This is a genomic window from Streptomyces flavovariabilis (genome assembly GCF_000725785.1).
Lineage (GTDB): Bacteria > Actinomycetota > Actinomycetes > Streptomycetales > Streptomycetaceae > Streptomyces > Streptomyces hawaiiensis.
Map to the genome: position 1 here is coordinate 348,030 of NZ_JNXD01000011.1, position 24,991 is coordinate 373,020.

Consider the following 24,991-nt stretch of genomic DNA (forward strand, 5'->3'; position numbering starts at 1 on the left):
CTGTGCAGGAACGCTTCTTCCTGCGATCTTCCTATGACCGGGCGATCTTCTCGCGGTCGGAGGCGGTCGAGGCCGAGACGCTCGGGGACAACGCGCCGGAGGCCGGGGCGCCTACCTCGGGGCCCGAGGCCCCCGCAGGCGCCTCCGGCGCAGAGGCGTCAGCGCTTGCGGCGCCGGCCCCTCCCGCCGCGCGCGGGGGCCGCAGAGGCCTCCACAGCGGGCTTCGCGCCGGCACGGTCGGCCGACACCACCAGCGCCGCCAGGGCGGTGGTGACCGGCACCGAGGCGACCAGGCCGATCGAACCGACCAGCGTGCGCACGATCTCCTCCGCCACCAGCTCGCTGTTGGCGACCGTCCCCACACTGCTCTGCGCGATCGAGAACAGCAGCAACAACGGCAGCGCGGCACCCGCGTAAGCGAGGACGAGCGTGTTGACCACCGAGGCGATGTGGTCGCGGCCGATCCGGATGCCCGCGCGGTAGAGCCCGCGCCAGCCCATCGACGGGTTGGCCTCGTGCAGCTCCCAGACCGCCGAGGTCTGCGTGACCGTCACGTCGTCGAGCACGCCCAGCGAGCCGATGATGACGCCGGCGAGCAGCAGACCGCTCATGTCGATCGTCGGGTAGAGGCCGTGGATCAGGCCGGTGTTGTCGTCGGTGTTGCCGGTGAGCGCGGCCCAGTCGATGAACACCGAGCCGAGGATGCCGATCAGCAACAGCGAGATGAGGGTGCCGAGCACCGCCACCGATGTCCGGGCGGACAGACCGTGACAGAGGTACAGGGCGATGAGCATGATGGCGCTCGCGCCCACCACCGCCACGACCAAGGGGTTCGAACCCTGCAGGATCGCGGGCAGGACGAAGAAGTTGAGCACCATGAAGCTGATGGCCAGGGCGACCAGCGCCATGACACCCCGCAGCCGCCCGACGACCACGACGGCGAGGGCGAAGATGCCGGCGAGCAGCCCCATGGGCAGACGACGGTTGATGTCGGTGACCGAGTACTGCAGGTCCTTCGGCGCCGAGGGCTCGTAGGCGACCACGACCTTCTGGCCCTCGTGCAGTTGGCGGGACTGGTCGGGCTGGACGATCTCGGTGAACGTACGGCCCTTGTCGTCGCCGCTGTCGACCCGGATCGTCGCGCGCTTGCAGGTGCCCTGCTCCTGCTGCACGGCGGAGGAACCCTCGGCGGTGGAGGTGTCGCCGGTCGGTGGGACGCCCGAAGCGCCGGCCTCCTTGCAGCTCACCTCGACCACCTTGGTGACCGAGGCATCCTGCGTCTGCCGGTCGAAGCCGACGCCGGTGCGCTCGTGTGACGGGGCGCCGCCCGGCCACAGCACGGCGAGGCCGATCAGCACCGCCGCGGCGAACGGGATCAGGATCGCCGCGATGATCTTGCGCAGATGCAGGGAGACGGGCGTGGCGGGACCGTGACTGTGCGAATGCCCGTGCCCGCCGCCCGGGGCGGAACCGGGGCCGGGCCCGTGCCCGTCGTCTCCGCCGTGGCCATCTCCCTGACCTCCACCGCGACCGTGGCCCTGCCCGTCGCCTCCACCGGGCCCCTGCCCGTCACCGGAGCCCCGGCCGGGGCCGTGCCCTCCGGTGGGGGAACCATCACCCGGGCCGCCACCGGAGCCCGGCCCGTACTCACCACCGCCCGCGGGGCCGAAACGCGCGTCACGCCCGTACCCGGGCCCAGGGCCCTGCCCGGTGGCTTGCCCCTGCCCGCCTCCGGCGGCGAAATCATGGCCGTCACCACGGCTGTTGCCGTTTCCGGGGCCGGATCCGCGGGGCGGCTCGGGCGGTGGGTAGGGAGGACGCTGCGTCGTGGTCACCGACCGATCATCGCAAGAACGAGGGGGGCCCTCTGTTCACCGCGCCAGAATTGCCGCTAGCGTGGAGGCACCTTTTGTACACGCGGGAGCTCGGAGCACCGGGCTGAGAGGGCGCTGACCTCCGTCCCAGCGATGTTTCACATGAAACATCGCCGGAGTCGAGTGATGTTTCACACGAAACGTCGCCGGACGGAAACCGCTGCGTCGACCGCCGAACCTGTTACCGGGTAATGCCGGCGTAGGGAGTAGGTCTCATGACCAGCAAGGACGCACGCACGCCTGCCTCCGTTCAGGACGAGAAGTCCGAGGAGGCCGGAAAGTCCATCGGCTGGCACAAGGCGTACATCGAGGGCACCCGCCCCGACGTGCGCGTGCCGGTCCGTCAGGTGCACCTCACCAACGGCCAGTCGGTCACGCTGTACGACACGTCGGGCCCGTACACCGATCCGCTCGTCGACACCGACGTCCGCAGGGGCCTGTCGCCGCTGCGCGAGAACTGGATCATCGCCCGCGGTGACACCGAGGAGTACGCGGGCCGCCCTGTCCGTCCCGAGGACGACGGCATCAAGCACACCTCGCCCCGCGGCGGCCTCCGCAACCTCGACGCGGTCTTCCCCGGCCGCCCACGCCAGCCGCGCCGCGGCAGGGACGGACAGGCGGTCACGCAGCTCGCGTACGCCCGTAGGGGAGAGGTCACGCCCGAGATGGAGTACGTCGCCATCAGGGAGAACGTGTCGCCCGAGGTCGTGCGCGACGAGATCGCCGCAGGGCGGGCCGTGCTGCCGGCCAACGTCAATCACCCGGAGATCGAGCCGATGATCATCGGCAAGCGGTTCCTGGTGAAGGTCAACGCGAACATCGGCAATTCGGCGGTGACGTCCTCCATCGAGGAGGAGGTCGAGAAGATGACCTGGGCGACCCGCTGGGGCGCCGACACGGTCATGGACCTGTCCACCGGCCGCAACATCCACACCACGCGCGAGTGGGTCCTGCGCAACTCCCCCGTCCCCATCGGCACCGTGCCGCTCTACCAGGCCCTGGAGAAGGTCGACGGCCGGGCCGAGGAGCTGACCTGGGAGATCTACAAGGACACGGTCATCGAACAGGCCGAGCAGGGCGTGGACTACATGACGGTCCATGCGGGCGTGCGCCTGGCGTACGTGCCGCTGACGGCGAACCGCAAGACCGGCATCGTCTCCCGCGGCGGCTCGATCATGGCCGCCTGGTGCCTCGCGCACCACAGGGAGTCGTTCCTGTACGAGAACTTCGAGGAGCTCTGCGAGATCCTCGCCGCGTACGACGTCACGTACTCGCTCGGGGACGGTCTCAGGCCCGGCTCGATCGCGGACGCCAACGACGAGGCACAGTTCGCGGAGCTGCGCACGCTCGGGGAACTCAACCGGATCGCGAAGCGTTTCAACGTGCAGACCATGATCGAGGGCCCGGGCCACGTCCCGATGCACAAGATCAAGGAGAACATCGACCTTCAGCAGGAGATCTGCGATGAAGCTCCGTTCTATACGCTCGGCCCGCTGACCACGGACGTCGCGCCGGCGTACGACCACATCACCTCCGGCATCGGTGCCGCGATGATCGCCTGGTGGGGCACGGCGATGCTGTGTTATGTCACGCCCAAGGAGCACCTGGGCCTGCCGAACCGTGACGACGTCAAGACCGGCGTCATCACCTACAAGATCGCCGCCCACGCAGCCGACCTCGCCAAGGGACACCCGGGTGCGCAGGAGTGGGACGACGCGCTGTCCGACGCCCGTTTCGAGTTCCGGTGGGAGGACCAGTTCAACCTGGCCCTCGACCCGGACACGGCACGGGAGTTCCACGACGAGACCCTGCCCGCGGAGCCGGCCAAGACGGCTCACTTCTGCTCGATGTGCGGTCCCAAGTTCTGCAGCATGAAGATTAGCCAAAGCATCACAGAGCGGTTTGGTGGTGCGGCGGCTGAGGGGGCCTCGCCCGAGGAGATTGCCGAGGGGATGCTCCAGAAGTCGAAGGAGTTCGCGGCGAGCGGGAACCGGGTTTATCTGCCGCTGGCGGATTAATCGGAGCCGTGTGGAACGGCCTGCGGCTCGTGGAGTCGTGGGCCGTTCTGTCCGGCTGGAAGGCACGGACCTGCCTACGTGCTCTCTGGCAGAGCGTCTGTTGACGGGGCCGGACGACGACGTCAGTCCGCTGGTCGTGGACCGGGGCGATTCTTATGCCGATTCCTGGAGTTCGACTCCATCTAGTCGCCGGTTCCCAGATAGAGCCTCGCCAGACGGGGCAGCCGCTGATACATCTCGCTTGCGTCGTCGAAGTCGAAGTCTTCACCCATATCTGTTGCATCGACGTCCTGATGAGCAACTGACCGGTACCCGGCCCAAGCCTCGTAGAAGGCATCCGGGTTTCCCGTAAGGCGTTCGAAGGCGCCGACGGCGGCGTAGTTCACGTCCTCGTAGAACAGTGCCTCGTCGCGGTGGGCGCTCGCGGCTGCGATGACAGCGGGGTGCTCGGCGAGGTTGTCCGGATCAAGAGCCGTGCGCTCGTACCAGCCTCGCCCCAGCGCGATCACTCCTGCTCGGAAGTCCATGAAGCTGTCGTCGGAGCAGCCGCCGCCGATGAGGTACGCCGCAGCCCAGACGTCCCAGCGGTACAGAGCGTCGTGTACCTCATCGAACCGTTCGGCGTACTCAAGGATCTCCTGCGGAGGGCTACCGGCGAGCAGTTCCACCAGGGCCTCGTCGAAGGGCACGCCAGAGATGGAGGCCGACGAACGCGCGGACTCGGGCATGGCCCTGAAGTCGAAGGAGTTCGCGGCGAGCGGAAACCGCGTGTACCTGCCCATCGCGGACTGAGCCGACCGCGCACAGGCCCGGGGGGCGATGGTCCCCCGGCCTGTGGGAGGTGCCTGCTCGGACGCTCCGGCGGTTACTCCGGCTGGTGCTCCGGCCCTCCGAAGTCCGGGCTCGAGTAGTCCGGGCTGCTGAAGCTGGGGCGTGAGCCGCGGTCGCCGTCGTCCGGGCTGGTGAACCCCGGACGGCCGTAGCCGAGGTGCGGCATGCGGCTGACCGGCGTGGACGAAGGCGTGTGGTGCAGCGCGGCGGCCGCGCCGGGATCGACGAGGGCCTCCCGCAGGAAGGGCAGGATGCCGCGTTCCAGCAGGGCCTCGTTCCAGGCCTCCTTGGCCTGGGCCACCTCGCCCCGCAGCTCGCCGTACGGCCCGCCTTCGGCCGTGGGCTTGTTGCGCAGGGCTGTGAGCAGCAGCCCCACCGCGGCGATGAGGATCGCGACCGCGGTCACGGCGCCGAACACCCAGCCTGTGGTGAGCATGGTCCGGGCGAACCCCTGCTCCGGGTCGAGCATCTGCAGGATGTAGCCGACGAGCAGGAAGATCGCCGCGGCGGTTCCGGCCAGGACGGGGGCGAGGACGGCGACGACGGCGACGGCGCCCGCGCCGGCGGTCTCGGTGACCCCGCCCATGGTGGCGGCGATCCCCGACGCGACCGTACCCGGCTCGGCGGAACCGGACTCGCGCACGGCCGGCGAACCGGCCGACGCCGGCTGACGCAGTTCGTCGCGCACCTTGACGTAGTGCTGGTACTCGGTCGACGCGGCCGCCGTGATGAGCGCGGTCGCGTTCAGCGCCATGGTGCGCAGCTGTTCGGCGTTGAGCCGCTGTCCGACAGCGGCCAGTTCGGGACGGTGTGGTGCGGAGCGCAGCGCCTCATCGAGGATCCGCTCGTATTCCTGGCGGTCCTCGCTCAGCAGGTGCTGCGGAACGCTGTTCATGTGCATCCCCCGATGCTCCGTAGGGCTTGGGGCTCGGCATGCTGACGAGCCGTCGGGCAGAAACGGAGGGGAGCCTGCTACGGATAAGCCGATGGTAGAGCGGTGACGGTATGCGGTGACAGGGGGTTTACCGAAATTGACCCCTCACCGGCCCCGTCCTCCGAGGGGGAACGCCTGTCCGGTGAACGTTCACGTATCCAACGGCAGTTGCTGGACCAGCAGCTTTCCGGCCATGGTCACGCCGCCGTCCATCGCGATGGCGAGTCCGTCGGCGTAGACGTGCGGTCCCTCGATCACGGGGTCGCGGTTTTCCTCGTCGTCCTCGGAGCCGGCCTCGCCCAGCAGATACGGAATCGGGCTGTGCCCGTGAACGATACGGGCGCCCCCGTACGTATCGAGCAGGGAGCGCACGGCTTCCGCGCCGCCCTCGTCGCGGAAGGAGAACCGCTTGGTGAACTTGCGGAACAGGTCCCAGACCTCGTCCGCGTCGTTGCGCGTGATCGTCTCGCGGACGGTGTCGTTGACCTCTTCGATCGAGCGGCCGTAGTCGAGGTAGGCGGTGGTGTCGGAGTGGACGAGCAGGTGGCCGTCGACCTCCTCGACGGCGTCCAGGCGCGACATCCACTGCAGGTGGTGGTCCTGGAGACGGTCCATGTCGGTCTTCTGGCCGCCGTTGAGCAGCCAGGCCGCCTGGAAGGTGGCGGTGCCCGCGCCGGAGTTGACGGGCGTGTCGCCGAACCGCTTCGCACCCAGCAGCAGCAGCTCGTGGTTGCCCATGAGCGCCTTGCAGTAGCCGCCGGCCGCGGCGGCCTCGGCGGACAGCCGCATCACCAGGTCGATGACGCCGATGCCGTCCGGGCCGCGGTCGGTGAAGTCGCCGAGGAACCACAGCCGGGCGGTGCCCGCGCACCAGTTCCCGGCGGTGTCGAGCAGGCCCTTCTCCTGGAGGGCCGACACCAGCTGGTCGAGGTAGCCGTGCACGTCACCCACGACGTACAGCGGGCCCTGCCCGGTGCTGGCCTGTGGGGCGGCGGTCTCGGGTTCCACGGTCACCTGGACAGTGTCGCCCCGGTTGACGACGGGAAGGTCGCGCTGGGTCGGCGTGTACCCCTCGGGGTAGGTCTCCTCGGGCGGCGGAGCTACGTCGCCGGGGTGGGCGCTGTGGACGTACGGACCGGTCTCATGGACGTACGCGGGCACCCGGAAGTCGCGCAACGTCGCCGTCCGCTCCACCTCGGGTCCCTGACCGGCCCCCTGAGTCATCGACCCCTCCACCATCGCGCCGCGTTGCACCGCATCGGACTGCCTGGTCGTAGCGGCCCGCGGGTGTCGTGGGCCCATCATAGGAATGCGGATCGCGCCATGTGATGACCCAGGGGTGGTGAATCAGAGCAAGAGTCCAGTTCACTGCGGCTTTCGCCCCGATTGAGCCGGGCTTTGACCACCGTGGGACCGTCCTCGCTCTTCCGCTCTTCGCGAGAACGATCCCTTCTCTCCGGGGGACCGGCCCTGTTTCTCCCCAGGAGTGCGACCTCCCCTTTACCCGGAGGCGGGCCTACGTCTCCTCGGGTGATCGCGGTGGGCTGACCGTCGTGCGCGGCGGGCGCCGCTGGGACGAGGTGCGCACGATCAGCTCCGTCGGTATCACCTGCTCCACCGGTCGGTCGGATTCCACTCCCTCGATGGCGTCGATGAGGAGCTGGATCACCGCCGTGCCGATGCGGCGCGGCTTCAGGGAGAGCGTGGTGATGGGCGGCTCGGTGTTGGCGTACACCGTGGACTCGCTGCAGCAGACCAGCAGCAGGTCGTCGGGGACGCGCAGGCCGTAGCGGCGAGCGGCGGCGAGCAGGTCGGTGCCGTTCGGGTCGAACAGTCCGTAGACCGCGTCGGGCCGGTCGGGCCGGGCGAGGAGCCGGTCGGCGGCCACGGCGCCCGCGCAGGGATCGTGCGCCGGATAGGACTCGTACACCGGATCCTGGCCCACGCGCTCGCACCAGCGCAGGTACGCGGTGGTCGACAGGTGGGTGTACGTGTCCGTCGTCGTGCCGGTCAGCAGGCCGATGCGGCGGGCGCCGGCGTCGGCCAGGTGGTCGAGGATGCCGAGGACGGCGGCCTCGTGGTCGTTGTCGACCCAGGCCGTGACCGGCAGCGCACCGGCCGGGCGGCCGTCGGAGACGACCGGCAGGCCCTGCCGGACGAGTTCGCTGACGACCGGGTCCTGGTCGGAGGGGTCGATGACGACCGTGCCGTCCAGGGCGACGTTCGACCACACGTCGTGGCGCGAGGTCGCGGGCAGGATGACGAGGGCGTAGCCGCGGGCGAGCGCGGCGGAGGTGGCGGCCCGGGCCATCTCCGCGAAGTACGCGAACTCCGTGAAGGTGAAAGGTTCATCCCCGTACGTGGTCACGGTCAGGCCGATGAGTCCCGACTTGCCGGTACGGAGGGTCCGTGCGGCGGCCGAGGGCCGGTAGCCCAGCCGGTCGGCGACTTCCCGGACATGGCGCCGGGTGGCGTCCGGGAGCCGCCCCTTGCCGTTGAGGGCGTCGGAGACGGTCGTGATGGAGACTCCGGCGGCGGCGGCCACGTCTCTGATTCCGGCCCGACCCGGCCGACTGCCTCGCCGTGAGGTTTCCGCGCGGCTCACCTGGTGCTTCCCTGCTGCTGTCATGGCGAGCCGATAGTAGGGCTCATGCGGTGGGGTAGTGCGGACGCATATGCACGCGTTGACAGGCACGTTTCTGCATGATCATTTAACCTCAATTGGTTTGGAAAACAAGGGCGTTGGGCGCTCCCATGGCACTACGTGTCTTGTCGGCGCGCACGAGCCTGCCAAGTGGCCGATGTTGCGAAGAGGTCTCAACTCACCTGCACGGGGGATGCGCGCCACGGCGTGCACCACCGGCGCATAGATATATGTGCGGCGCGCCCCCGGATTCGTACGCCTTGGTGAGGTGATGCCCTTGATGCCGGTGGGACGGGGGAGGCCGGCCGGCCGCTCGGTCGTGGCTATACGCAGCGGCGCCGAATCCTCATAAGGTGAGGAGTATTGGATGTCGGCGGCGGTCATGGGCCGCCGGTCTTCACGAGGAGGACTGCGGTGAGCGAGACGAGCCCCAAGCTGCGCGCCGAGCTGGAGGGGATCCCCACCTACAAGCCGGGCAAGCCCGCCGCGGCAGGTGGTCCGGTGGCCTACAAGCTGTCCTCCAACGAGAACCCGTATCCGCCGCTGCCGGGCGTGATGGAGACCGTGACGGCGGCGGCCTGCACCTTCAACCGCTACCCGGACATGGCCTGTACGGGGCTGATGAACGAGCTGTCCGAACGGTTCGGTGTGCCTCTCTCCCACCTGGCCACCGGTACCGGTTCCGTCGGTGTCGCCCAGCAGCTGATCCAGGCCACCTCGGGCCCGGGCGACGAGGTGATCTACGCCTGGCGTTCATTCGAGGCGTACCCGATCATCACCCAGATCAGCGGCGCGACGTCGGTCCAGGTGCCGCTGACGCCCGGAGATGTGCACGACCTCGATGCGATGGCCGACGCGATCACCGACCGGACGCGGCTGATCTTCGTCTGCAACCCCAACAACCCGACCGGCACCGTGGTGCGGCGGGCGGAGCTGGAGCGCTTCCTGGACCGGGTCCCGCGTGATGTGCTGGTGGTCCTCGACGAGGCCTACCGCGAGTTCATTCGCGATCCCGAGGTGCCGGACGGCGTCGAGATCTACCGCGACCGGCCCAACGTCTGTGTGCTGCGGACCTTCTCGAAGGCGTACGGCCTCGCCGGCCTGCGGGTCGGTTTCGCCATCGCCCATGAACCGGTGGCCGCGGCGCTGCGCAAGACGGCGGTGCCGTTCGGCGTGAGCCAGCTCGCGCAGGAGGCGGCGATCGCCTCACTGCGGGCCGAGGACGAGCTGTTGGGCCGGGTCGGCTCGCTGGTGTGTGAGCGCATCCGCGTGGTCGACGGACTGCGCTCGCAGGGCTGGACGGTGCCCGAGACCCAGGCCAACTTCGTGTGGCTGCGGCTGGGGGAGCGCACGGTCGCGTTCGCGCAGGCGTGCGAGCAGGCGGGTGTGGTGATCCGGCCGTTCCCGGGCGAGGGTGTGCGGGTGACGGTCGGGGAGGCCGAGGCGAACGACATCTTCCTGAAGGTGTCGGAAGGCTTCCGCAAGGAGTTGTAGGGCTGCGCGAGCCAGGGGTCAGGCGTCCACGAGTTCCACGCGTACGGGGGCGCCGTCCCGCACGGTCGCGAGCACACCAGGGTCTCCGTCGAGGTGGCCCAGGACATGGCACGGGCCGGCGAGGCGGCACTCATCGCCCTGTGAGATCGGCGTAGGTCCATAGGGGAGGGCGAGAGCGTCGCCGTCGGTCCAGAAGGCGACGGTGCCGGGCTCGACCACTTCCCGGGCGTCTGTTTCACGTGAAACCGACACTCCTGTGTCGAAGTACACCTCCTCGCCCCAGGTGTGCGCTGTCGAGACGAGGGGCAGCGCCTTGGCGAGGGCCCGGCTGGTCGGGGTGTCGTCGAGCGACGCGGTGAGATGACCTGCGGGCCAGGAGATCCGTATCTGTAGCGATGTCGGTGTCTGCATGCCATCGATTCAACAATATGTTGAAGTTCGGGCCAAGGGGTTGACTGTGACGGGGGAGACAGGGGGACCCCCTCCAAGGCTCGAAAGTCCGTGCTGCATAATGGCTTGTGAATGTGAACGCTTTCACAAGCGTAGGTAAGGAGCGGCGACGTGGACCTGGCTTTGGCGCCGGAGACCCTGGCGCGATGGCAGTTCGGCATCACCACCGTCTACCACTTTCTGTTCGTCCCCCTGACGATCTCGCTGGCCGCGCTCACCGCCGGTCTGCAGACCGCCTGGGTGCGGACGGAGAAGGAGAAGTACCTCCAGGCGACGAAGTTCTGGGGCAAGCTCTTCCTGATCAACATCGCGATGGGCGTGGTCACCGGCATCGTGCAGGAGTTCCAGTTCGGTATGAACTGGTCGGACTACTCACGCTTCGTCGGTGACGTCTTCGGTGCGCCGCTGGCCTTCGAGGCCCTGATCGCCTTCTTCTTCGAGTCGACCTTCATCGGCCTGTGGATCTTCGGCTGGGACAAGCTGCCGAAGAAGATCCACCTGGCGTGTATATGGATGGTCTCGATCGGCACGATCCTGTCGGCCTACTTCATCCTCGCGGCCAACTCCTGGATGCAGCACCCGGTCGGCTACCGGATCAACGAGGCGAAGGGCCGGGCCGAGCTCACGGACTTCTGGCTGGTGCTGACCCAGAACACCGCACTCGCCCAGGTCTTCCACACGCTCACTGCCGCCTTCCTGACCGGCGGGGCCTTCATGGTCGGCATCGCCGCCTTCCACCTGGTCCGCAAGAAGCACGTCCCCGTGATGAAGACCTCGCTGCGGCTGGGCCTCGTCACCGTCGTCATCGGCGGCCTCCTCACCGCGATCAGCGGTGACGTGCTCGGCAAGATCATGTACCAGCAGCAGCCGATGAAGATGGCCGCGGCCGAGGCGCTGTGGGACGGCGAGAAGCCGGCTCCCTTCTCGGTCTTCGCGGTCGGCGACGTCGACAAGGGCCACAACAAGGTGGCCATCGAGATCCCGGGTCTGCTGTCCTTCCTCGCGAAGGACGACTTCACCTCGTACGTGCCCGGCATCAACGACATCAACAAGGCCGAGCAGGAGAAGTACGGGCCCGGCGACTACCGGCCCAACATCCCCGTCGCCTACTGGGGCTTCCGGTGGATGATCGGCTTCGGCATGACGTCGTTCGCCATCGGCCTGGCCGGGCTGTGGCTGACCCGCAAGAAGTTCATGCTGCCGCAGCACCTGAGGGTGGGCGACGACGAGGTGCCGCACCTCGTGCTGCTGCCGAAGAAGGCGCTCGGCCCGACCCTCACCAAGTGGTACTGGCGCATCGCGATCCTCACTCTGGGCTTCCCGCTGATCGCCAGCTCCTGGGGCTGGATCTTCACCGAGATGGGCCGCCAGCCGTGGGTCGTCTACGGCCTGTTCCAGACGCGTGACGCGGTCTCCCCCGGTGTCTCCCAGGCCGAGGTCATCACCTCGATGGTCGTCTTCACCACGCTGTACGCGATCCTCGCCGTCGTCGAGGTGAAGCTGCTGGTCAAGTACGTCAAGGCGGGCCCGCCCGAGCTCACCGAGGCCGACCTCAACCCGCCCACGAAGATCGGCGGCGACTCCCGTGACGCCGACAAGCCGATGGCCTTCTCGTACTAGGCCGAGGGAGCTGCACAGTCATGGAACTGCACGACGTCTGGTTCGTCCTGATCGCCGTCCTGTGGACCGGCTACTTCTTCCTGGAGGGCTTCGACTTCGGGGTCGGGGTGCTCACGAAGCTGCTCGCCCGCAACCGGCCCGAGAAGCGGGTACTGATCAACACCATCGGCCCCGTGTGGGACGGAAACGAGGTGTGGCTGCTCTCGGCGGCCGGCGCGACCTTCGCCGCCTTCCCCGAGTGGTACGCCACGCTCTTCTCGGGCTTCTACCTCCCTCTGCTGCTCATCCTGGTCTGCCTGATCCTCCGGGGCGTGGCCTTCGAGTACCGCGTGAAGCGGCCGGAGGAGAACTGGCAGCGCAACTGGGAGATGGTGATCTTCTGGGCCTCGCTGCTGCCCGCTTTCCTGTGGGGCATGGCCTTCGGCAACATCGTGCGAGGCGTGAAGATCGACCAGGACTTCAACTACGCGGGCGGCGTCCTGGACCTGCTCAACCCGTACGCGCTCCTGGGCGGTCTGGTCACGCTGGCGCTGTTCACCTTCCACGGGACGGTGTTCGTCGGGCTCAAGACCGTCGGCGAGATCCGGGAGCGGGCGCGGAAGCTGGCGCTGCGCGTCGGACTGGCGACCACCCTGCTGGTGCTCGCCTTCCTGCTGTGGACGCAGGCCGACCGGGGTGACGGTTCGTCGCTCGTGGCGATGGTCGCGGCCTTGGCGTCGCTCCTCGTAGCCCTGGTCGCGGCACGGGCCGGGCGCGAGGGCTGGGCGTTCGCCCTGTCGGGTCTCACCATCGTGGCCACGGTGGCGATGCTCTTCCTGACGCTCTTCCCGAACGTCATGCCGTCGACGCTGAACCCGGACTGGAGCCTGACGGTCACCAACGCCTCATCCAGCCCGTACACCCTGAAGATCATGACCTGGTGTGCCGGGATCGCCACTCCCGTCGTCCTGCTCTACCAGGGCTGGACGTACTGGGTCTTCCGCAAGCGGATCGGTACGCAGCACATCACCGAGACCGCGCACTGAGGTGTGTTTCACGTGAAACCAATCGATCCCCGTCTGCTTCGGTACGCCCGTGCCACCCGTATCTTCCTGGTGGCGGTCGTGGCCCTCGGGGCCGTGGGGGCGGGGCTGGTCATCGCGCAGGCGATGCTCATCGCCGAGGTGGTGGTCGGTGCGTTCCAGCACCGTATGGCGGTGTCCGAACTCGGCACTCCCCTGCTGTTGCTGACCGCCGTCACGGTTGGCCGGGCGCTGGTCGGCTGGCTCACCGAGCTCGCCGCGCACCGGGCCAGTGCGGCGGTGAAGTCCGAGCTGCGGGGGCAACTGCTCGAGCGTTCCGCTGAGCTGGGGCCGGGCTGGCTGAGCGGGCAGCGGACCGGTTCGCTGGTCGCCCTGGCCACCCGGGGCGTCGACGCCCTCGACGACTACTTCTCGCGCTATCTGCCGCAGTTGGGTCTCGCGGTGGTGGTGCCGGTGGCGGTGCTGGCGCGGATCGTCACCGAGGACTGGGTCTCCGCAGCCATCATTGTGGGCACCCTTCCTCTCATCCCGGTCTTCATGGTGCTGATCGGCTGGGCGACCCAGTCCCGGATGGACCGTCAGTGGCGGCTGCTGTCACGGCTGTCCGGGCACTTCCTGGACGTCGTCGCGGGGCTGCCGACGCTGAAGGTCTTCGGGCGTGCCAAGGCACAGGCTGAGTCGATCCGGCGGATCACCGGCGAGTACCGGCGGGCGACCATGCGGACGCTGCGGATCGCCTTCATCTCCTCCTTCGCCCTGGAACTGCTCGCGACGATCTCGGTGGCGCTGGTCGCCGTGACGATCGGCATGCGGCTGGTGCACGGAGAGATGGACCTGTACATCGGCCTCGTCATCCTGATCCTCGCGCCCGAGGCATATCTGCCCCTGCGGCAGGTGGGGGCTCAGTACCACGCGGCGGCGGAGGGGCTCGCGGCGGCCGAGGAGATTTTCGAGGTTCTGGAGACGCCCGTCCCGGCGTCCGGTTCCGAGGCTGTGCCGGAGGGCGCGCTGTCGTTCGAGGGTGTGACCGTCCGGTACCCGGGGCGGTCGGCGGACGCGGTCGCGAACGTGTCCTTCGGCGTCGAGCCCGGGGAGACGGTCGCGCTGGTGGGGCCGAGCGGCGCCGGCAAGTCGACGCTGCTGAGCGTTCTGCTGGGGTTCGTGCGACCGGCCGAGGGGCGGGTGCGGGTCGGGGGAGTCGATCTCGCCGATGCCGACCTGGAGCAGTGGCGTGCCCGGACCGCGTGGGTGCCGCAGCGGCCGCATCTGTACGCCGGGACGATCGCCGAGAACGTACGGCTGGCCCGGCCCGACGCCGGCGACGACGCCGTACGGCAGGCGCTGCGGGACGCCGGGGCATTGGAGTTCGTCGACACCCTGCCCGAGGGCGCGGAGACCGTGCTCGGCGAGGACGGCGCCGGGCTGTCCGCCGGGCAGCGGCAGCGGCTCGCGCTGGCCCGGGCGTTCCTCGCGGACCGGCCCGTGCTGCTGCTCGACGAGCCGACGGCGGCGCTGGACGGCGCCACCGAAGCCGAGGTCGTTGCGGCGGTGCGGCGTCTTGCGGCCGGCCGGACGGTGCTGCTGGTGGTGCACCGGCCCGCGCTGCTGGAAGTCGCCGACCGGGTCGTGCGACTGGTGGAGCCCGAGACCACCGCTGCCTTGCCTGTGACGACCGTGGCCCGGGGGGCGGGGACACGATCCGTCGAGGTCGAGCCGCCCACCCCGGTCGAGTCCGTCGAACAGCCGGCTTCAGGCGGTGTCCTCGCGCGCGTCCGCGCCATGTCCGGCGCCCGGCGCGGGCGGCTGAGTCTCGCACTGCTGCTCGGGAGTCTCGCGCTGGGGAGCGCCGTGGGGCTCATGGCCACCTCCGGGTGGCTGATCTCGCGGGCCTCGCAGCAGCCGCCCGTGCTGTATCTGATGATGGCCGTGACGGCGACGCGGGCGTTCGGAATCGGGCGGGCCGTGTTCCGCTACGCCGAGCGGCTGGTGTCCCACGACGCCGTGCTGCGGATGCTGGCGGACACCCGGGTCGCGGTGTTCCGCAGGCTGGAGCGGCTGGCGCCGGCCGGGCTGGCCCGGGTCCGCCGGGGTGACCTGCTCTCCCGGCTGGTCGCGGACGTGGACGCGCTGCAGGACTACTGGCTGCGGTGGCTGCTGCCGGCCGGGTCGGCCGTCGTCGTCTCGGCCGCGTCGGTCGGTTTCACATCATGGCTGCTGCCCGAGGCCGGCGCGGTGCTCGCGGCCGGGCTCCTGGCGGCGGGGGTCGGCGTGCCGCTGATCTCCGGCGCGGTGGCCCGGAGGGCCGAGCACAGGCTGGCGCCCGCCCGCGGGGTGCTCGCGACGCGGGTGGCCGATCTGCTCACCGGCACCGCAGAACTGACCGTCGCCGGTGCCCTGCCCGCGCGGACCGCTCAGGCCCGCCAGGCCGACGGGGCGCTCACCCGGATCGCCTCGCGCGCCGCCACCGCCACAGCTCTCGGTGACGGTCTCACCGCGCTGATCTCCGGACTGACCGTCACGGCCGCCGCCCTGGCCGGCGCGCAGGCGGTCGCCGCCGGGCGACTCGACGGCGTGACCATGGCCGTCGTCGTCCTGACCCCGCTCGCCGCCTTCGAAGCCGTGCTCGGGCTGCCGCTCGCCGTGCAGTACCGGCAGCGCGTGCACCGGAGCGCGGAGCGGGTGTACGAGGTGCTGGATGCCCCGGAGCCCGTGAGGGAACCGGAGCGGCCCCGGCAGGCGCCCGCGTCACCGTTCCCGGTCGTGGTCAGAGGGCTGTCCGCCCGGTACGCCGGGCAGGACCGGGACGCGCTCGCCGGACTCGACCTGACCCTCGAGGAGGGCCGCCGGATCGCCGTGGTCGGGCCCTCCGGCTCCGGCAAGACCACGCTGGCGCAGGTGCTGCTGCGATTCCTCGACGCGCAGGCGGGCTCGTACTCGCTGGCGGGCGTGGACGCGTACGCGCTGCACGGTGACGACGTGCGGGGTCTCGTCGGGCTGTGCGCGCAGGACGCGCACCTCTTCGACAGCTCGCTGCGCGAGAACCTGCTGCTCGCCAGGAAGGACGCCACCGAGGACCACCTGCGGGCCGCACTCGGCCGCGCCCGGTTGCTGGACTGGGCCGACGGTCTGCCCGACGGGCTCGACACGCTCGTCGGCGAGCACGGGGCACGGCTGTCGGGAGGCCAGCGGCAGCGGCTCGCGCTGGCCCGGGCCCTCCTCGCGGACTTCCCCGTCCTGGTGCTGGACGAGCCCGCCGAGCACCTCGACCTGCCGACCGCCGACGCGCTCACCGCCGATCTGCTGGCCGCCACCGAGGGCCGGACGACGCTGCTCATCACGCACCGGCTGGCGGGCCTTGAAGCGGTCGACGAGGTACTCGTACTGGACCGGGGACGGGTCGTGCAGCGCGGTCGTTACGCGGAGCTGCTGGCGACGGACGGGCCGCTGCGCGGGATGGCCGAGCGGGAGGCGGCGTCGGAGTCGCTGGTGGGAGCGCGGTAGCGGCCGGGAACGGCGCGCACTGGGCCGTTCGGCGCAGCCGGTCCCCCGGCCGTACGACGTGAACAGGGCCGAATCGGCTGGACTGGGCGACGATCGCTGACATGCGCTCATATCGACGCCATCGGCTGCTGGTTCCGGTCCTGCTGTGCGCGCTGGCCGCGCTCGCGGCCCGGCCGACGGCGGCGCACAAGGAACCCGGAAGCGGCACCGGGAGCGGCACCGGGACCGGCGGCCTCAGCGCCGAGGTGGTGCGGCTGTACGAGGAGGCCGCGGTGGCGACACAGCAGTACGAGGCCGGCCGAGAGGAGGCCGAGGAGCAGCGGGCCGAAGCCCAGCGGGCGGAGACCCTCCTGGACGCGCAGCGGCGGCACATCGCCGCCCTGCACGAGGACCTGGGCCGGATCGCCCGGGCCCAGTACCGCGGCAGCGGCGGCCTGCCGGTGGCCGCGCACATGATCCTCGCCGACAGCCCCGAGGGCCTGATGCGAGGTCAGCACGCCTTCTCCCAGGCGGACCTCGCCGTGAACAACGCGATCTCCAAGAACCGACGCGCCGAGGCCCGGCTCGCGGCGGACGAGGCCAGGGCCGCGGACCGGTGGCAGGCGCTGGAGAAGCGCAACATCCAACTCGCCGGGCTCAAGGCGGACATCGAGCAGAAGCTGGAGACGGCCCGCTCACAGCTCCAGGGGCAGGCGGACGCCGCGGTCTCCGCCGGGGCGTGCCGCGGAGCCGTCCGGCTCGACCAGCCGGAGACGGGGTTCACCGAGGGCGAGTGGGTCGCGCCGGTCGAGACGTACGAGCTGTCCGCGTCCTACGGCAGCGGCGGTAATCGGTGGTTGAACCGGCACACCGGGCAGGACTTCGCGGTGCCGATCGGCACGCCGGTGCGGGCCGTGGGTGCGGGCCGGGTGGTGAAGGTGTCCTGCGGCGGTGCCTTCGGCATGGAGATCGTGCTCAAGCACGCAGGCGGCTACTACACGCAGTACGCCCATCTCGCTTCCCTCGCGGTCGATCACGGGGAGCACGTCAGCCCGGGCCAGTGGATCGGGCAGTCGGGCACCACGGGCAACTCCACCGGGCCTCACCTGCACTTCGAGGCCCGGGTCACACCGGAGTCGGGCTCGGCGGTGAACCCGGTGTCGTGGCTGGCGGCGCGCGGGGTGTCCCTCTGAGACACCCCGGCCCCGGCGGCTACGGCAGTTCCGTGATCAGCCGCTCGATCACGACCGCGACCCCGTCCTCGTTGTTCGCGACCGTCTGACCCGAGGCGGCGGCGATCACGTCCGGGTGCGCGTTGCCCATCGCGTACGACCGGCCCGCCCAGGTCAGCATCTCCACGTCGTTGGGCATGTCCCCGAAGGCGACGACCTGCTCGTGCGAGATGCCGCGTTCGGCGCAGCACAGGGCGAGGGTGCTGGCCTTGGACACTCCCGGGCCGCTGATCTCGAGCAGGGCGCTGGGGCTGGAGCGGGTGACATCGGCACGGTCGCCGATGGCGAGGCGGGCCAGGGTCAGGAAGGCGTCGGGGTCGATCTCGGGGTGGTAGGCGAGGATCTTCAGCACCGGCTCCGCGGCGGCCGGGTGGTCCGGTCCCAGCAGCTCCTCGGCCGGGGCGAGGCTGTCAGGGATCTCCATGTGGAGCTTCGGGTACGCCGGCTCCTGGTAGAAGCCGTACGTCTGCTCCACCGCGTACACCGTCCCCGGCGCTGCGTCGCGCAGCAGCCGTACGGCGTCCAGGGCGTTCTCCCGTGCCAGCTCCCGCACCTTCACGAACCGGTGGGCGCCGGGGCCGCCGTGCAGGTCGACCACGGCGGCGCCGTTGCCGCAGATGGCCAGGCCGTGGCCGTGCACGTGGTCGCTGACGACGTCCATCCAGCGGGCCGGGCGGCCCGTGACGAAGAAGACCTCGATGCCCGCCTCCTCGGCGGCGGCCAGCGCGGCGACCGTACGAGGGGACACCGACTTGTCGTCGCGCAGCAGGGTGCCGTCGAGGTCGGTGGCGATCAGCCGCGGTGGGAGGGTCTCGGCCGCGGTCTCGGGCTGTCGGGTCGCTGAGGTCACCCGGCCATTGTCCCGCACATGGCTGCACGGGCGTGCGGGACTCCGCACAGGTGAGTGGATACCGCCCTCACCAGGAGCCTCCTGGCAGGAGCCCCTCACCAGGACCCCTCGGCAGGCCCCTCACCCGAGGTACCTCGACGCATCCGTCCGCGCTCAGCGCAGCTGCGCCGGCGCCTCCATCGCGATCTGCTCGAAGATCTTCTCGTCCGCCGCGAACGGCGAGTCGGCGATCGGCCAGTGGATCACGATCTCCGTGAAGCCCAGCTCCACATGCCGCCCGGCGAAGTCCACGAACGCGTTCAGCGACTGGAGCGGGCCGCCGCGGTCCGGCGTGAAGCCGGTGAGCAGGACCCGGTCGAGATCGGTCATGTCCCGGCCGACCTCGGCGCAGATGTCGTCGAGCCTCTCCGCCTGCCCGCGAATGGCCTGAATCGACTGTTCAGGCGTGCCGCTCTCGTACAACTTGGGGTCGCCGGTGGTCACCCACGCCTGCCCGAACCGTGCGGCGAGCCGCATCCCGCGCGGCCCGGTCGCGGCCACCGCGAACGGCAGCCGGGGCCGCTGGACGCAGCCGGGGATGTTCCGGGCCTCGTGGGCGGAGTAGAAGTCACCCTCGTACGACACGGCGTCCTCGCTGAGCAACCGGTCGAGCAGCGGGACGAACTCGGCGAAGCGGTCGGCGCGCTCGCGGGGTGTCCACGGTTCCTGGCCGAGCGCGGTGGCGTCGAAGCCGGAGCCGCCCGCGCCGATGCCGAGCGTGACCCGTCCGCCGGAGATGTCGTCGAGGGAGATCAGCTCCTTGGCGAGGGTCACGGGGTGCCGGAAGTTCGGGGAGGTCACCAGGGTGCCCAGCCGCAGCCGGTCGGTGATGCTCGCGGCGGCCGTGAGGGTCGGCACTGCGCCGAACCACGGGCCGTCCCGGAAAGTGCGCCAGGACAGGTGGTCGTAGGTGTACGCGGTGTGGAGGCCAAGCTGCTCGGCGCGTGTCCAGGCCGCGCGGCCGCCTTCGTGCCAGCGGCGGTACGGGAGGATCACGGTGCTCAGACGCAGACTCATGGCGTCGAGCCTAAAGGAGCCGAGCGGGTCAGCCGTGTTTCACGTGAAACCAGTCACCATGCGCGTCTGGTCACACCAGCGGGTCAGCGAGGCCCGGCAAAGCGCAGGTAGCGCGGCGGCACGGCCTGGGTGAGCCACACCCCGTTCGCACTGACGTGGAAGACGTGGCCGTCGGCGTGCAGGGCGGCCGCGTCCACTCCGAGCACGACCGGCCGCCCCCGGCGGGCTCCGACCCGGGTTGCCGTCTCCCGGTCGGGCGAGAGATGCACGGCATGCCGGTTCATCGGACGGAGCCCCTCGGCCCGGATGGCGTCCAGGTTGCTCGCGACGGTGCCGTGGTAGAGGTACGCGGGCGGGGTGGCCGGCGCCAGCCCGAGATCGACCTCCACGCTGTGCCCCTGACTGGCGCGGATCCGAGTGCCCTCGACGGCGAATCGCCGCTTGTCGTTGGTGGCGACGACCTGGTCCAGCTCGTCGCGGGTGAACCGGAAGCCGTGCGCGGCGGCTGCGGCGATGAGGGTGTCGATCTCCGTCCAGCCGGCCTCGTCGAGGGTGAGCCCGATCCGCTCCGGCTGGTGGCGCAGATGCTTCGACAGGTACTTCGACACCTTCACGGTGCGTCTTTCGTCCATCCCACCAGAGTGCGGGAGAGACGTGAATCACGCGATCGAGTTTCGCTTGCCAGGTTTGATCCACAACCAAGTGGTGTTATCCACAGGGTGAATGGGCGTCTCTGTGGACAACTGGCCGCCATGGCACGGCTTTTGGCGCTCCGTCACACCGGAGGCTTCACCCGCGCGATGCCCCGCAGTGCCCTCGGCGCCCACCGCGACAGCCAGCGCGCACCCCGCGCCTCCGGCGTCACCGGCGCCACCGCCTCGTTGCGCGTCACCGCCCGCAGGATCGCTCGGGCGACCTTCTCCGGCGGATAGTTGCGCATCCCGTACAGACGGGCGGCGCGCTTCTGGAGCCGCTTCTCCTCCCGCTCGTCGACCCCGGCGAAATGCGCCGTCGACGTGATGGCGGTGTTGACGAACCCGGGGCAGACCGCTGTCACGCCGATCCCCTGCCCGGCCAGCTCCGCCCGCAGACACTCGCTGAGCATCAGTACGGCCGCCTTGGAGGTGCTGTAGGCGGGCAGCGCCCGGGACGGCTGGTACGCCGCGGCCGACGCCACGTTGACGATGTGGCCGCCCTGCCCGCGCTCGGCCATCCGCCTTCCGAAGAGCCGGCAGCCGTGGATGACCCCCCACAGGTTGACGTCGAGGACCTTCTTCCAGTCCTCCGGCGTGGTGTCGAAAAAGGAACCGGACAGCCCGATCCCGGCGTTGTTCACGAGGATGTCCACCACCCCGTACTCGGTGGCGACTTTCTCGGCGAGCTTCTCCATGGACTGTTCGTCGGAGACGTCGGCCGTCTCGGCCCAGGCCTCGGCGGCGCCCGCCCGACGGGACGACTCGGCGGTGCGAGCCGCGGCCTGCGCGTTCCGGTCGACGGCCACCACCCGTGCGCCGGCCGCGGCGAACGCGAGCGCCGTCGCCCGCCCGATGCCGCTGCCCGCCCCGGTGACCAGCACGAGCTGTCCGCCGAACCGCTCGGCGTGCTCGCCGCTCGCCGCCACCGGGGAGCGCCCGCTTTCGACGGACGTCACGAACTCCTCGATCCACGCGGCCAGCTGTTCCGGTCGGGTGCGCGGGATCCAGTGCCCCGCCTGGATCGTCCTGCGGGTCAGCTGCGGAACCCACTGCTCAAGCCCGTCGTGGAGCCGCTCCGAGAGGAACCGGTCCTTCAGAGGCGTGATGATCTGCACGGGCGCGTGGGCGTGCGCGTCCGGGCGTGGCCCGCGCAGCCGGGGTCGGACGTTGTCCCGGTACAGCCAGGCCCCGCGGGCCGCGTCCGACGGCAGTGACGAGGTGGGGTAGTCGCCCCGGGGCACCTTCTCGACGCGCTCCAGCATCCGCGGCCAGCCCTTGCCGAGCGGGCCGCGCCAGGCGAGCTCGGGCAGCACGGGCGTGTGCAGCAGGTACACGTACCAGGACCGGGCGCCCTGCCCGAGAAGCTGGCCGACCCGGCGCGGCGTGGGCCGCTTCACGCGCTGGTCGATCCAGTGACCGAAATGGTCGAGGGACGGCCCGGACATCGAGGTGAAGGAGGCGATGCGGCCCTCGGTGCGCTTCACGGTGGTGAACTCCCAGGCCTGCACCGAGCCCCAGTCGTGCCCGACCAGGTGCACCGGCTCGCCCGGACTCACCGCGTCCGCGACGGCCAGGAAATCGTCTGTCAGCTTCTCCAGGGTGAAACCGCCGCGCAGTGGCCGCGGCGCCGTCGACCGGCCGTGGCCGCGGACGTCGTACGCCACCACGTGGAAGCGTCCGGCGAGCCGCTCGGCGATCTCGGACCACACCTCTTTGCTGTCGGGGTAGCCGTGCACCAGGACGACCGTCGGCCGCTCCGGATCACCCAGCTCGGCCACGCACAGCTCGACTTCGCCGGTCCGCACCCTGCGCTCCCGCGCGCCCGTCAGCAACGTCATCCGGCGAATCTGGCAGTTGTTAGAGAGTTCGTCAATAGGGGCTCCCCGGCGGTGGTAACTCTGAAGAACCAGCTCCCCTAGGGGCCCGTAATACTCAGGGCTGATCCGAAGACAGCTCTGCGGAGTGACGACCGCCACGGACACGGCCCCTACCTTCGAAGGGTGACTGTGATCGCGACCGAAAGCCTGAGCAAGCGGTTCCCCCGGGTGACCGCGCTTGACCGGCTCTCCGTGGACGTCGGACCCGGTGTGACCGGACTCGTCGGAGCCAACGGAGCCGGCAAGTCCACACTGATCAAGATCCTGCTGGGTCTGTCCCCCGCCACCGAGGGCCGCGCCGAAGTGCTCGGCCTCGATGTCGCCACCAAGGGCGCCGCCATCCGCGAGCGGGTCGGCTACATGCCCGAGCACGACTGCCTGCCGCCGGACGTCTCGGCCACCGAGTTCGTCGTCCACATGGCGCGCATGTCCGGCCTGCCGCCCACGGCCGCGCGCGAGCGCACGGCCGACACCCTGCGCCACGTCGGCCTGTACGAGGAGCGCTACCGCCCCATCGGCGGCTACTCGACCGGCATGAAGCAGCGCGTCAAGCTCGCGCAGGCCCTCGTCCACGACCCGCAGCTGGTCCTGCTGGACGAGCCGACCAACGGCCTCGACCCGGTCGGCCGCGACGAGATGCTCGGCCTGATCCGCCGGATCCACACCGACTTCGGCATCTCGGTCCTGGTCACCTCCCACCTCCTGGGCGAACTGGAGCGCACCTGCGACCACGTCGTCGTCATCGACGGCGGCAAGCTCCTGCGCTCCAGCTCCACCACGGACTTCACACAGATCACCACGACCCTCGCGATCGAGGTCACCGACACCGACGAGCACCCGGACGGCACCCGAGCGGTCCGTGAGGCGCTGCACGCGCGCGGCGTCACCGTCGAGGACGGCAGCGGCCTGCCCGGCGCCGGCCACGTCCTGTTGCTCAGCGCGCAGGGCGAGGAGACGTACGACCTGGTCAGGGACGTGATCGCGGACCTCGGACTCGGCCTGGTCCGCATGGAGCAGCGCCGGCACCACATCTCCGAGGTCTTCACCACCAGCGACGAGCGCGAGCAGCGGAAGGAGGCGGTCGGCCATGGCGGTTGAGCACTCCACGGCGACATCCGCCCCGGCACCGGGTGACCAGACCCGCATCCACAACATCGGCTACCGCAACTACGACGGCCCGCGCCTCGGCCGCGCCTACGCTCGCCGCTCCCTGTACTCGCAGTCGCTGCGCGGCTCCTACGGCCTCGGCCGCTCGGTGAAGTCCAAGGTGCTGCCGATGCTGCTCTTCGTGGTGATGTGCGTGCCCGCGGCCATCATGGTCGCCGTCGCGGTCGCCACCAAGGCCAGCGCCCTGCCCGTGGACTACACGCGCTACGCCATCGTCATGCAGGCGGTCATCAGCCTGTACGTCGCCTCGCAGGCACCGCAGTCCGTCTCGCGCGACCTGCGCTTCAAGACCGTTCCGCTGTACTTCTCGCGGCCCATCGAGACCGCCGACTACGTCCGCGCCAAGTTCGCGGCGCTGGCCTCCGCGCTGTTCATCCTCACCGCCGGCCCCCTGCTCGTGCTCTACGTGGGCGCGCTGCTGGCCAAGCTCGACTTCTCCGACCAGACCAAGGGATTCGCACAGGGACTCGTCTCCGTGGCACTGCTCTCACTGCTGTTCGCCGGCATCGGCCTGGTCATCGCGTCCTTCACCCCGCGCCGCGGCTTCGGCATCGCGGCCGTCATCGCCGTGCTGACCATCACCTACGGCGCGGTCTCCACCCTCCAGGCCATCGCCGACGCCCAGGGCAGCAGCGACGCCGTGCCGTGGATCGGGCTGTTCTCGCCGACCACCATCATCGACGGCGTGCAGTCCGCGTTCCTGGGCGCGACATCCGCCTCCCCCAGCGGGGTGGGACCGAGCACTGCCGAGGGCGTCGTCTACGTCGTCGTCGCCCTGGGCCTGATCGCGGCGAGCTACGGCCTCCTGATGCGCCGCTACAAGAAGGTGGGACTGTGACCACGCTCTCCATCGACCACGTCTCCCGCTGGTTCGGCAACGTGGTCGCCGTCAACGACATCACCATGACCATCGGCCCCGGAGTCACGGGCCTGCTCGGCCCCAACGGCGCCGGCAAATCCACCCTCATCAACATGATGGGCGGCTTCCTCGCCCCCTCCACGGGCACGGTCACCCTCGACGGCCAGACCGTGTGGCGCAACGAGCAGATCTACAAGCACATCGGCGTCGTCCCCGAGCGGGAGGCGATGTACGACTTCCTCACGGGTGAGGAGTTCGTCCTCGCCAACGCCGAGCTGCACGGTCTGGGCGCCAAGGCGGCCCAGAGGGCGCTCGCCACGGTCGAGATGGAGTACGCCCAGGACCGCAAGATCCAGACGTACTCCAAGGGCATGCGCCAGCGCGTGAAGATGGCCTCCGCGCTGGTCCACGACCCGTCGCTGCTGCTGCTGGACGAGCCGTTCAACGGCATGGACCCGCGCCAGCGCATGCAGCTGATGGACCTGCTGCGCCGCATGGGCGACGAGGGCCGCACGGTCCTGTTCTCGTCCCACATCCTCGAAGAGGTCGAGCAACTCGCCTGGCACATCGAGGTCGTCGTCGCCGGCCGGCATGCCGCCAGCGGTGACTTCCGCAAGATCCGCCGCCTGATGACCGACCGGCCGCACCGCTACCTGGTGCGTTCCAGCGACGACCGCACCCTCGCGGCCGCGCTGATCGCCGACCCGTCGACGGCCGGCATCGAGGTCGACCTCGCCGAGGGCGCGCTGCGCGTCCAGGCCGTCGACTTCGGCCGCTTCACGGCCCTGCTGCCGCGGGTGGCCAGGGACCACGGCATCCGGCTGCTCACGGTCTCGCCGTCCGACGAGTCCCTCGAGTCCGTCTTCTCGTACCTCGTCGCGGCGTAGG

At 70.1% G+C, this 24,991-nt stretch carries 19 protein-coding genes and 1 pseudogene; 10 read left to right on the plus strand and 10 right to left on the minus strand.

Translation table 11 applies throughout. The annotated features are described in order from the left end of the window. Nucleotides 1–158: 158 nt before the first annotated feature. Nucleotides 159–1,835 (minus strand): YibE/F family protein, encoded by a 1,677-nt coding sequence (locus IO24_RS0121015; RefSeq protein ID WP_078899069.1) that lies wholly within the window; start codon nucleotides 1,833–1,835, stop codon nucleotides 159–161. 254 nt (nucleotides 1,836–2,089) lie between these two features. Between IO24_RS0121015 and thiC the strand changes: the two genes are divergently transcribed. Then, nucleotides 2,090–3,892 (plus strand): phosphomethylpyrimidine synthase ThiC, encoded by a 1,803-nt coding sequence (thiC, locus tag IO24_RS0121020; RefSeq protein ID WP_031137706.1) that lies wholly within the window; start codon nucleotides 2,090–2,092, stop codon nucleotides 3,890–3,892. A gap of 182 nt (nucleotides 3,893–4,074) precedes the next feature. On the opposite strand, the gene IO24_RS0121025 is transcribed toward thiC, so the two are convergent. Beyond that, nucleotides 4,075–4,581 (minus strand): DUF4240 domain-containing protein, encoded by a 507-nt coding sequence (locus IO24_RS0121025; RefSeq protein ID WP_234335174.1) that lies wholly within the window; start codon nucleotides 4,579–4,581, stop codon nucleotides 4,075–4,077. A gap of 28 nt (nucleotides 4,582–4,609) precedes the next feature. Here IO24_RS0121025 and IO24_RS47650 point away from each other — a divergent pair. Beyond that, nucleotides 4,610–4,684 (plus strand): annotated as a pseudogene (locus IO24_RS47650) (thiamine biosynthesis protein ThiC); the annotation flags it as partial. 73 nt (nucleotides 4,685–4,757) lie between these two features. Here IO24_RS47650 and IO24_RS0121030 read toward each other — a convergent pair. From IO24_RS0121030 to IO24_RS0121040, 3 genes are all read right to left on the minus strand, one after another. Continuing rightward, complete coding sequence (locus tag IO24_RS0121030) at nucleotides 4,758–5,624, minus strand: membrane protein (RefSeq protein ID WP_031137708.1); 867 nt, start codon at nucleotides 5,622–5,624, stop codon at nucleotides 4,758–4,760. 183 nt (nucleotides 5,625–5,807) lie between these two features. Next, nucleotides 5,808–6,896, minus strand: coding sequence for a metallophosphoesterase (locus tag IO24_RS0121035; protein ID WP_107062989.1), 1,089 nt, complete (start codon nucleotides 6,894–6,896; stop codon nucleotides 5,808–5,810). 277 nt (nucleotides 6,897–7,173) lie between these two features. Further along, nucleotides 7,174–8,286 carry a LacI family DNA-binding transcriptional regulator gene (locus IO24_RS0121040; RefSeq protein WP_078899067.1) on the minus strand — a complete coding sequence of 371 codons (1,113 nt, stop codon included), beginning with the start codon at nucleotides 8,284–8,286 and terminating at the stop codon, nucleotides 7,174–7,176. Between the two features lie 429 nt (nucleotides 8,287–8,715). Between IO24_RS0121040 and hisC the strand changes: the two genes are divergently transcribed. Beyond that, a complete protein-coding gene (gene hisC / locus IO24_RS0121045) occupies nucleotides 8,716–9,795 on the plus strand; it encodes a histidinol-phosphate transaminase (RefSeq protein WP_031137711.1) in 1,080 nt (359 codons plus the stop codon). An 18-nt stretch (nucleotides 9,796–9,813) separates the two neighbouring features. On the opposite strand, the gene IO24_RS0121050 is transcribed toward hisC, so the two are convergent. After that, nucleotides 9,814–10,206 carry a cyclophilin-like fold protein gene (locus IO24_RS0121050; protein ID WP_031137712.1) on the minus strand — a complete coding sequence of 131 codons (393 nt, stop codon included), beginning with the start codon at nucleotides 10,204–10,206 and terminating at the stop codon, nucleotides 9,814–9,816. 150 nt (nucleotides 10,207–10,356) lie between these two features. Here IO24_RS0121050 and IO24_RS0121055 point away from each other — a divergent pair, with 150 nt between their 5' ends. The 4 genes from IO24_RS0121055 (at nucleotide 10,357) to IO24_RS0121070 (ending at nucleotide 17,560) form a co-directional block, all read left to right on the plus strand. Further along, nucleotides 10,357–11,865 carry a cytochrome ubiquinol oxidase subunit I gene (locus tag IO24_RS0121055; protein WP_031137713.1) on the plus strand — a complete coding sequence of 503 codons (1,509 nt, stop codon included), beginning with the start codon at nucleotides 10,357–10,359 and terminating at the stop codon, nucleotides 11,863–11,865. Between the two features lie 20 nt (nucleotides 11,866–11,885). Beyond that, entirely contained in the window at nucleotides 11,886–12,890 is a 1,005-nt protein-coding gene (gene cydB, locus IO24_RS0121060; protein WP_031137714.1) for a cytochrome d ubiquinol oxidase subunit II, read from the plus strand. A 12-nt stretch (nucleotides 12,891–12,902) separates the two neighbouring features. Then, nucleotides 12,903–16,388, plus strand: a complete 3,486-nt coding sequence (gene cydD / locus IO24_RS0121065; RefSeq protein ID WP_031137715.1) for a thiol reductant ABC exporter subunit CydD — start codon at nucleotides 12,903–12,905, stop codon at nucleotides 16,386–16,388. A 101-nt stretch (nucleotides 16,389–16,489) separates the two neighbouring features. Further along, nucleotides 16,490–17,560: a M23 family metallopeptidase gene (locus IO24_RS0121070; protein WP_031137716.1), complete on the plus strand. Its 1,071-nt coding sequence runs from the start codon at nucleotides 16,490–16,492 to the stop codon at nucleotides 17,558–17,560. A 19-nt stretch (nucleotides 17,561–17,579) separates the two neighbouring features. On the opposite strand, the gene IO24_RS0121075 is transcribed toward IO24_RS0121070, so the two are convergent. The 4 genes from IO24_RS0121075 to IO24_RS0121090 all read right to left on the minus strand — a co-directional run bounded on the left by IO24_RS0121075 (nucleotide 17,580) and on the right by IO24_RS0121090 (nucleotide 22,038). Then, nucleotides 17,580–18,449, minus strand: a complete 870-nt coding sequence (locus IO24_RS0121075; RefSeq protein WP_031137717.1) for a Cof-type HAD-IIB family hydrolase — start codon at nucleotides 18,447–18,449, stop codon at nucleotides 17,580–17,582. A 153-nt stretch (nucleotides 18,450–18,602) separates the two neighbouring features. Beyond that, nucleotides 18,603–19,505, minus strand: a complete 903-nt coding sequence (locus IO24_RS0121080) for an LLM class flavin-dependent oxidoreductase (protein WP_031137718.1) — start codon at nucleotides 19,503–19,505, stop codon at nucleotides 18,603–18,605. 83 nt (nucleotides 19,506–19,588) lie between these two features. After that, nucleotides 19,589–20,137, minus strand: a complete 549-nt coding sequence (locus IO24_RS0121085) for an RNA 2'-phosphotransferase (protein WP_031137719.1) — start codon at nucleotides 20,135–20,137, stop codon at nucleotides 19,589–19,591. Between the two features lie 143 nt (nucleotides 20,138–20,280). Continuing rightward, nucleotides 20,281–22,038, minus strand: a complete 1,758-nt coding sequence (locus IO24_RS0121090) for an SDR family oxidoreductase (protein ID WP_031137720.1) — start codon at nucleotides 22,036–22,038, stop codon at nucleotides 20,281–20,283. A 168-nt stretch (nucleotides 22,039–22,206) separates the two neighbouring features. Between IO24_RS0121090 and IO24_RS0121095 the strand changes: the two genes are divergently transcribed. Genes IO24_RS0121095 through IO24_RS0121105 form a run of 3 tightly spaced genes read left to right on the plus strand, consistent with a single transcriptional unit; the run spans nucleotide 22,207 to nucleotide 24,990 of the window. Further along, entirely contained in the window at nucleotides 22,207–23,175 is a 969-nt protein-coding gene (locus tag IO24_RS0121095) for an ABC transporter ATP-binding protein (RefSeq protein WP_031137721.1), read from the plus strand. Next, nucleotides 23,165–24,082, plus strand: a complete 918-nt coding sequence (locus tag IO24_RS0121100) for an ABC-2 transporter permease (RefSeq protein ID WP_031137722.1) — start codon at nucleotides 23,165–23,167, stop codon at nucleotides 24,080–24,082. Before IO24_RS0121095 ends, IO24_RS0121100 begins: the two co-directional genes overlap by 11 nt. Beyond that, on the plus strand, nucleotides 24,079–24,990 hold the full coding sequence (locus tag IO24_RS0121105; RefSeq protein ID WP_031137723.1) for an ABC transporter ATP-binding protein: 912 nt from the start codon (nucleotides 24,079–24,081) through the stop codon (nucleotides 24,988–24,990). The genes IO24_RS0121100 and IO24_RS0121105 overlap by 4 nt, the downstream gene beginning before the upstream one ends. The last annotated feature ends 1 nt before the right edge of the window (nucleotide 24,991 follow it).